This is a genomic window from Citrobacter sp. (genome assembly GCF_050252275.1).
Classification (GTDB): Bacteria; Pseudomonadota; Gammaproteobacteria; order Enterobacterales; family Enterobacteriaceae; genus Citrobacter_A; species Citrobacter_A amalonaticus.
Genome location: NZ_JBFWLF010000204.1, coordinates 1 through 8,327, shown reverse-complemented (window position 1 = coordinate 8,327; position 8,327 = coordinate 1). Strand labels below are relative to the sequence as shown.

The 8,327-nt window shown below is 56.0% G+C and carries 6 protein-coding genes; 5 read left to right on the top strand and 1 reads right to left on the bottom strand.

All coding sequences use genetic code 11. The features are described from left to right. Together yhdP and tldD are read left to right on the top strand one after the other, a co-directional pair. Positions 1-3,090 (top strand): AsmA2 domain-containing protein YhdP (gene yhdP, locus AB7E14_RS16355; protein WP_428169677.1); only part of this gene is annotated, 3,090 nt, incomplete at its 5' end. 77 nt (positions 3,091-3,167) lie between these two features. After that, entirely contained in the window at positions 3,168-4,613 is a 1,446-nt protein-coding gene (gene tldD / locus AB7E14_RS16350; protein WP_061069296.1) for a metalloprotease TldD, read from the top strand. A gap of 91 nt (positions 4,614-4,704) precedes the next feature. Here tldD and aaeR read toward each other — a convergent pair whose 3' ends face one another. Next, positions 4,705-5,634, bottom strand: coding sequence for an HTH-type transcriptional activator AaeR (gene aaeR, locus AB7E14_RS16345; RefSeq protein ID WP_042998331.1), 930 nt, complete (start codon positions 5,632-5,634; stop codon positions 4,705-4,707). Positions 5,635-5,816: 182 nt separating this feature from the next. Here aaeR and aaeX point away from each other — a divergent pair, with 182 nt between their 5' ends. The 3 genes from aaeX to AB7E14_RS16330 all read left to right on the top strand — a co-directional run. Continuing rightward, entirely contained in the window at positions 5,817-6,020 is a 204-nt protein-coding gene (aaeX, locus tag AB7E14_RS16340) for a p-hydroxybenzoic acid efflux pump operon protein AaeX (RefSeq protein ID WP_000051841.1), read from the top strand. 7 nt (positions 6,021-6,027) lie between these two features. Then, positions 6,028-6,960 carry a p-hydroxybenzoic acid efflux pump subunit AaeA gene (gene aaeA, locus AB7E14_RS16335; RefSeq protein ID WP_042998330.1) on the top strand — a complete coding sequence of 311 codons (933 nt, stop codon included), beginning with the start codon at positions 6,028-6,030 and terminating at the stop codon, positions 6,958-6,960. A gap of 5 nt (positions 6,961-6,965) precedes the next feature. Continuing rightward, on the top strand, positions 6,966-8,327 hold a 1,362-nt coding region (locus AB7E14_RS16330), incomplete at its 3' end, for an FUSC family protein (RefSeq protein WP_428169676.1).

Below are 8,327 nucleotides of genomic sequence, written 5' to 3'. Positions count from 1 at the left end.
CTGGAGACCGCGCGCTTTAGCCTCGAAGGTTGGATGACCATCAGCAAAGGTGAGATCGCCGGTGGCGATGTCTGGCTGAAACAGGGGGGCGCGAGCTGGAAAGGCGACAATAACCTCCATACGCTCTCTGTCGACAATCTGACGGCGCATATCAGTCGTGAACAGCCGGGCTGGCAGTTTTCTATTCCCGATACTCGCATCACGATGGACGGCAAGGCCTGGCCGCGCGGTGCGCTACAGCTCGCCTGGATCCCCGAGCAGGAAGTCGGTGGCGCAGACGGAAAACGCAGTGACGAACTGCGCATCCGCGCCAGCCATCTGGAGTTGACCGGGCTTGAGGGGCTACGCCCGATGGTGTCGAAGCTTTCGCCCGAGCTGGGTGACATCTGGCTTGCCACCCAACCGAGCGGAAATATCGATACCCTGGCGCTGGATATCCCGCTTCAGGCCACGGAAAAGACGCGTTTTCAGGCCTCATGGCGCGATCTGGCGTGGAAACAGTGGAAGCTGTTGCCAGGGGCAGAGCACTTCTCCGGAACGCTCTCCGGGAGTGTGGAAAATGGCGCGCTGACCGCGTCGATGAAACAGGCAAAAATGCCCTACGAAACGGTCTTCCGTGCGCCATTAGAAATTGAAGACGGCGTTGCCACGCTGAACTGGCTAAAGAATGACAACGGTTTTCAGCTGGACGGACGTAATATTGATGTGAAAGCGAAAGCGGTCCATGCGCGTGGCGGCTTCCGCTATCTACAGCCGACAGGCGATGACCCCTGGCTGGGGATTCTGGCGGGTATCAGCACTGATGACGGCTCTCAGGCCTGGCGTTACTTCCCGGAAAATCTGATGGGCAAGGCGCTGGTGGACTATCTCAGCGGTGCGATTCAGGGTGGAGAAGCGGAAAACGCGACGCTGGTGTATGGCGGTAATCCGCATTTGTTCCCGTACAAGCACAACGAAGGCCAGTTTGAAGTGCTGGTCCCACTACGCAATGCGAAATTTGCCTTTCAGCCGGACTGGCCTGCGCTGACCGACCTGAATATCGAGCTGGATTTCCTGAATGACGGCCTGTGGATGAAAACCGATGGCGTCAATTTAGGCGGCGTGAAGGCCACGAACCTGACGGCGATCATCCCGGACTACGCCAAAGAGAAGTTGCTGATTGATGCTGATATTCAGGGGCCAGGCAAGGCGGTAGGTCCGTATTTTGACGACACGCCGTTGAAGGATTCGCTGGGTGCCACGCTTGAGCAACTGCAGATCGACGGCGATGTGAATGCTCGCTTACATCTGGATATCCCGCTGGACGGCGAATTAGTTACCGCAAAAGGCGATGTGTCGCTGCGCGATAATAGCCTGTTTATCAAACCGCTCGACAGCACCCTGAAAAACCTCAGCGGCAAATTCAGCTTTACCAACGGCAACCTGAAAAGCGAGCCGATGACGGCGAACTGGTTTAATCAGCCAGTGAACGTTGATTTCACCACCACGGAAGGGACGAAAGCCTATCAGGTTGCGGTGAATCTTAACGGTAACTGGCAGCCCGCTCGTACTGGCGTTCTGCCATCACAAATTAATGACGCGCTCAGCGGCAGTCTGACGTGGGACGGTAAAGTGGGTATCGACCTGCCGTATCATTCCGGCACGACCTACAATGTTGAGCTGAACGGCGATCTCAGGAATGTGAGCAGTCACTTACCTTCTCCGCTGGATAAAAGCGCGGGTGAGGCATTACCCGTTAAAATTAAAGCAACGGGCGACCTGCGTAGCTTTACGCTGACCGGTAGCGCCGGACAGGAAAATCATTTTAACAGCCGCTGGCTGTTAAATCAGAAGCTGACGCTGGATCGCGCGATCTGGACGGCGGAAAGCCGGACGCCGCCGCCCTTGCCTGAACGCGAAGGCATTGAGCTGAATCTGCCCGCGATGGATGGCGCACAATGGCTGGCCCTGTTCCAGAAAGGTGCGGCGGACAACGTTGGCGCCAACGCGAACTTCCCGCAACACATTACGCTGCGCACGCCAGCGTTAACGCTGGGCGGACAACAGTGGAACAACCTGAGCCTCGTGTCTGAACCGGCATCGAATGGCACTAAAGTCGAGGCGCAGGGGCGTGAGATCAACGCAACGCTGGCAATGCGCAATAACGCACCGTGGCTGGCAAATATCAAATACCTCTATTACAACCCCACCGTGGCCAAAACGGATAACAGCGACACGCCGGCATCGGCATTTGCATCCGTAGAACGCGTTAGTTTCCGTGGCTGGCCTGACGTCCAGTTACGCTGTGAAGAGTGCTGGATGTGGGGACAGAAATACGGACGCATCGATGCGGATGTGGCCATTCAGGGTGACACTCTGAACCTGAGTAACGGTCTGCTGGACACCGGTTTCACCAGGCTGACGGCGGACGGACAGTGGGTTAACACCCCTGGCAGCGAGCGTACCTCTTTAAAAGGAAAACTGCGGGGTAACAAAATTGACGCCGCGGCAGGGTTCTTTGGCGTCTCTACACCGATTCGCAACGCGTCGTTCAACGTGGATTACGATCTGCACTGGCGCAATCCGCCGTGGAAGCCGGAGGAAGCCTCGCTGAACGGCATTATCCGCACCCGTCTGGGCAAAGGGGAGATCACCGAGCTAAGCACCGGGCATGCGGGACAGTTGCTGCGCTTGCTGAGCTTTGATGCGCTGCTGCGTAAACTACGCTTCGATTTTAGCGATACCTTCAATGAAGGTTTTTACTTCGACTCCATTCGCAGCACCGCCTGGATCAAAGACGGCATATTGCATACGGACGACACGCTGGTAGACGGGCTGGAAGCGGATATCGCCATGAAAGGGTCGGTCAACTTGGTGCGCCGCGAGCTGGATATTGAAGCGGTGGTGGCACCGGAAATCTCCGCCACGGTGGGGGTAGCCGCCGCGTTTGCGGTGAACCCGATCGTTGGTGCGGCAGTCTTTGCCGCCAGTAAAGTGCTAGGACCGCTATGGAGTAAAGTCTCGATTCTGCGCTATCGGATCACCGGTCCGGTCGACAAACCACAAATCAACGAAGTCCTGCGCCAGCCGCGGAAAGAAAATTCGCAATGATTTGACGGGGGCAAGGAATTGCCCCACTCTCAGTACATAGATCCTCTATCTGCAGTCATTAACGAGTAGCAATAACGATGAGTCTGAACCTGGTAAGTGAACAATTGCTAGCGGCGAACGGCCTGAAACATCAGGATCTGTTTGCCATTCTGGGCCAACTGGCCGAACGTCGTCTTGATTACGGCGATCTCTATTTTCAGTCGAGCTATCACGAATCCTGGGTTTTAGAAGACCGCATCATTAAAGATGGTTCTTACAATATCGATCAGGGCGTTGGTGTTCGCGCAGTGAGCGGTGAAAAAACCGGGTTTGCCTATGCTGACCAGATCAGTCTGCAGGCGCTGGAACAGAGTGCGCGCGCCGCGCGTACCATCGTGCGTGACAATGGCGACGGGAAAGTGAAGACCCTCGGTGCCGTTGAGTATCCTGCGCTGTACACCTCTGTCGATCCGCTGCAAAGCATGAGCCGTGAAGAGAAGCTCGATATCCTGCGCCGCGTCGATAAAGTTGCCCGTGAAGCGGATAAACGCGTGCAGGAAGTGTCGGCCAGCCTGACCGGCGTGTATGAATTGATCCTCGTTGCCGCTACTGACGGGACACTGGCCGCCGATGTGCGTCCGCTGGTGCGCCTGTCGGTCAGCGTACAGGTGGAAGAAGACGGTAAACGTGAGCGCGGCGCCAGCGGTGGCGGTGGGCGTTTTGGCTACGATTATTTCCTCGCCGATCTGGATGGCGACGTCCGCGCCGACGCGTGGGCGAAAGAGGCCGTACGCATGGCGCTGGTGAACCTGTCTGCGGTTGCCGCGCCTGCCGGGACGCTGCCCGTTGTGTTGGGGGCTGGCTGGCCTGGCGTACTGCTGCACGAAGCGGTGGGACATGGCCTGGAAGGGGACTTTAACCGTCGCGGCACATCGGTATTCAGCGGTCATATGGGCGAACTGGTCGCCTCTGAACTGTGCACCGTGGTGGACGATGGGACGATGGCGGATCGCCGGGGGTCGGTGGCCATTGACGACGAAGGCACGCCGGGTCAATACAATGTATTGATCGAAAACGGCATTTTGAAAGGTTACATGCAGGACAAACTGAATGCGCGCCTGATGGGCGTTGCGCCGACCGGAAACGGTCGCCGCGAGTCTTACGCGCATCTGCCGATGCCGCGTATGACCAACACCTATATGCTGCCGGGTAAATCCACGCCGCAGGAGATCATTGAGTCCGTAGAGTACGGGATCTATGCGCCAAACTTTGGCGGCGGTCAGGTGGATATCACCTCCGGTAAGTTCGTTTTCTCTACCTCAGAGGCGTATCTGATTGAGAACGGCAAAGTGACGAAGCCGGTGAAAGGGGCCACGTTGATTGGTTCAGGTATCGAAGCGATGCAGCAGATTTCGATGGTCGGTAACGACCTGAAGCTGGATAACGGCGTCGGCGTCTGTGGCAAAGAAGGTCAGAGCCTGCCGGTGGGTGTGGGTCAACCGACGCTGAAAGTGGATAACCTGACGGTCGGCGGCACCGCCTGACTGTCCGTTGCCGGATGGTGGTTTACGCCTGTCCGGCCAACAACCGATGCTCCCATAGGCCCGGTAAGCGGCAGCGCCACCGGGCAATTTCTCACTTTTCTTTTCCCCGACCATACATTCCCTGAAAAATCTGTGCCACGTCGACGAAATAGTCGGTCAAATAGTTAATCACTACCTGTACTTTCAGCGGCAGTTTGTCTTTTTCGGTATACAGCGCATAGACCGGACGCGGATCGGACTGGTAGCGCGGCAGTAAGATCTCAAGCTCGCCCCGGTTGATCTCATTGATCACCCACATCAGCGGGACGTAGGCCACCCCTGCGCCGGCGGTCAGCCAGCGGCTGAGGGTCATTGGATCATTGGTCACAAACCGTCCCTGTGGGATCAGTCGCGTGGAGATCCCTTCCGGGGCGATCAGCTCAAATTCATTATCCGGACGCACGCTGTATTCCAGCCAGGAGTGGTTGGTGAGATCGGCCGGTTTTTCCGGTGTCCCATACTGTGCGAGATAGCGTTTCGCCGCGCATAACACCATCGGCATTGCGCCCAGGCGACGGGAAAACAGGCTTGAATCCTGGAGGGCACCCACGCGGATAACCACATCCAGACCGTCGGCAATCAGGTCGGGGGCCGGAATACCGGTGACCAGATTGACCGTCAGGCCAGGGTGCTCTTTGAGCATTTTAGCGGTGATCCCCGCGAGGACATTTTGTGCCATGGTTGAAGAACAACCAATGCGCAGCGTACCAATCGGCGTGTTGTTAAAGGCATAAAGCTGCTCGTGAACATCCTGCACTTCATGCAGCATACGCCGACAGCCCTGATAATAAATTTTCCCGGCTTCAGTCAAGCCAATGCTACGCGTGCTGCGGTTCAGCAGCTTGACCTGCAGCTCATCTTCCAGTTTTGCCACCGTCTGGCTGATCGACGAAACACTCATTTGTAGCTGTCTGGCGGCGGCGGTGAAGGAACCAAATTCCACCACTTTCGCGAACACCGACATGCGCTTTAATCGTTCCATTATTCACTCTGGCTTAAAAGTGATTTAGATCACATATTATAGATAACAGCATAACAGTTACGGTAATATATTATTATTCAAATAAAGGCTATGTCGCTCTCGCCTGGCTTTCCTTGCCCTTCTCCGCGTCGACATTTGCTGAAAACTGTATCGCCTGCACTCTCTACAATATCAAGGTCAATATGAGTCTGTTTCCCGTTATCGTGGTGTTTGGTCTGTCCTTCCCACCGATATTCTTTGAATTGCTTCTGTCACTGGCGATTTTCTGGCTGGTGCGCCGGGTGCTTGTGCCTACGGGCATCTATGATTTTGTCTGGCATCCGGCTCTGTTTAATACTGCGCTGTATTGCTGTCTCTTTTACTTGATATCGCGCCTGTTCGTTTGAGGTTGAAGTGAAAACACTAACAAGAAAAATCTCCCGTACGGCCATTACCCTCGTACTGGTCATCCTGGCGTTCATCGCTATTTTTCGCGCCTGGGTCTATTACACTGAATCACCGTGGACGCGTGATGCCCGATTCAGCGCAGACGTGGTTGCCATCGCGCCGGACGTTGCCGGGCTCATCACTGCCGTTAAGGTGCATGATAATCAACTGGTGAAGAAAGATCAGGTGCTGTTCACCATCGATCAACCGCGCTACCAAAAAGCGCTGGAAGAGGCCGAAGCCGACGTCGCCTATTATCAGGTGCTCGCGCAAGAGAAACGCCAGGAAGCCGGACGTCGTAACCGTCTTGGCGTCCAGGCGATGTCCCGTGAAGAGATTGATCAGGCCAATAACGTTCTGCAAACCGTATTACATCAGTTGGCTAAAGCGCAGGCGACTCGCGACCTCGCCAGGTTAGATCTCGAACGCACCGTCATTCGCGCGCCTGCGGATGGCTGGGTGACTAACCTGAACGTCTATACCGGTGAGTTTATTACCCGAGGCTCTACCGCCGTGGCGCTGGTGAAACAGAACTCCTTCTATGTGCTGGCCTATATGGAAGAGACCAAGCTGGAGGGCGTCCGTCCGGGCTATCGCGCAGAAATTACCCCGTTGGGTAGCAATAAGGTATTAAAAGGGCGAGTCGATAGCATCGCGGCAGGGGTCACCAATGCCAGCAGTACCCGCGACGATAAAGGCATGGCGACGATCGATTCCAATCTGGAATGGGTACGCCTGGCGCAGCGCGTTCCGGTGCGTATCCAGCTTGACGATCAGCAGGAAAATCTGTGGCCTGCCGGCACCACGGCGACTGTCGTGATCACCGGCAAGCAGGATCGTGACGAAAATAATGATTCGTTCTTCCGTAAAATGGCGCACCGTCTGCGCGAATTTGGTTAATCGCGATGGGCATTTTTTCCATCGCCAACCAGCACATTCGCTTTGCGGTCAAACTGGCCTGTGCGATTGTCCTGGCGTTGTTTATTGGCTTTCACTTTCAGCTTGAAACACCACGCTGGGCAGTGCTGACGGCGGCGATTGTCGCGGCGGGTCCGGCCTTTGCCGCCGGCGGTGAACCGTATTCTGGCGCGATTCGTTATCGCGGGATGTTGCGCATTGTCGGCACCTTTATTGGTTGTATTGCGGCACTGGTGATCATCATTGCGATGATCCGCGCACCTTTGCTGATGATTCTGGTGTGCTGTATCTGGGCGGGGTTTTGTACGTGGATCTCTTCGCTGGTGCGCGTTGAGAACTCCTATGCATGGGGGTTATCGGGCTACACCGCGCTGATTATTGTCATCACTATTCAAACCGAACCGCTGCTTACGCCGCAGTTTGCCGTAGAACGCTGTAGCGAGATTGTCATCGGGATTGTCTGCGCCATTATCGCAGATCTGCTCTTTTCTCCACGATCGATCAAGCAAGAGGTCGATCGTGAGCTGGATAGCCTGCTGGTGGCACAGTACCAACTGATGCAGTTGTGCATTAAACATGGCGATAGCGAAGAAGTGGACAAAGCCTGGGGCGATCTGGTACGTCGGGCCACGGCGCTGGAAGGAATGCGCAGCAACCTGAACATGGAATCCTCCCGCTGGGCGCGGGCGAATCGCCGTCTGAAGGCGATCAATACCCTGTCGCTGACCATGATTACGCAATCCTGCGAAACCTATCTGATCCAGAACACGCGTCCTGAGCTGATCACCGATACCTTCCGTGAGTTCTTCGCCATGCCGGTTGAAACCGCGCAGGATGTACATAAACAGCTTAAGCGCCTGCGCCGGGTGATTGCCTGGACCGGTGAGCGTGAAACGCCCGTCACGCTGTATACCTGGGCTGGGGCGGCAACGCGCTATCTGCTGCTGAAGCGTGGCGTGATCAGCAATACCAAAATCAGCGCCACGGAAGAGGAAGTGTTGCAGGGAGAACCGGTGGTGAAAGTCGAGTCCGCGGAACGTCACCATGCCATGGTGAACTTCTGGCGCACCACGCTCTCTTGTGTGCTGGGAACGCTGTTCTGGCTGTGGACAGGCTGGACTTCCGGTAACGGCGCAATGGTAATGATTGCGGTGGTGACTTCGCTGGCGATGCGTCTGCCGAACCCACGCATGGTCGCTATCGACTTTATCTACGGTACGCTTGCCGCGCTGCCGTTGGGGGCGCTCTATTTTCTGGTGATCCTCCCCAATACCCAACAGAGCATGCTGTTGCTTTGTCTGAGCCTCGCGGTGCTGGGATTCTTTCTGGGGATCGAAGTACAGAAGCGG

Coding starts and splice junctions, on each gene's coding strand:
- aaeR (WP_042998331.1), bottom strand. CDS start 5,634: ATGGAACGATTAAAGCGCATGTCGGTGTTCGCGAAAGTGGTGGAATTT.
- tldD (WP_061069296.1), top strand. CDS start 3,168: ATGAGTCTGAACCTGGTAAGTGAACAATTGCTAGCGGCGAACGGCCTG.
- aaeX (WP_000051841.1), top strand. CDS start 5,817: ATGAGTCTGTTTCCCGTTATCGTGGTGTTTGGTCTGTCCTTCCCACCG.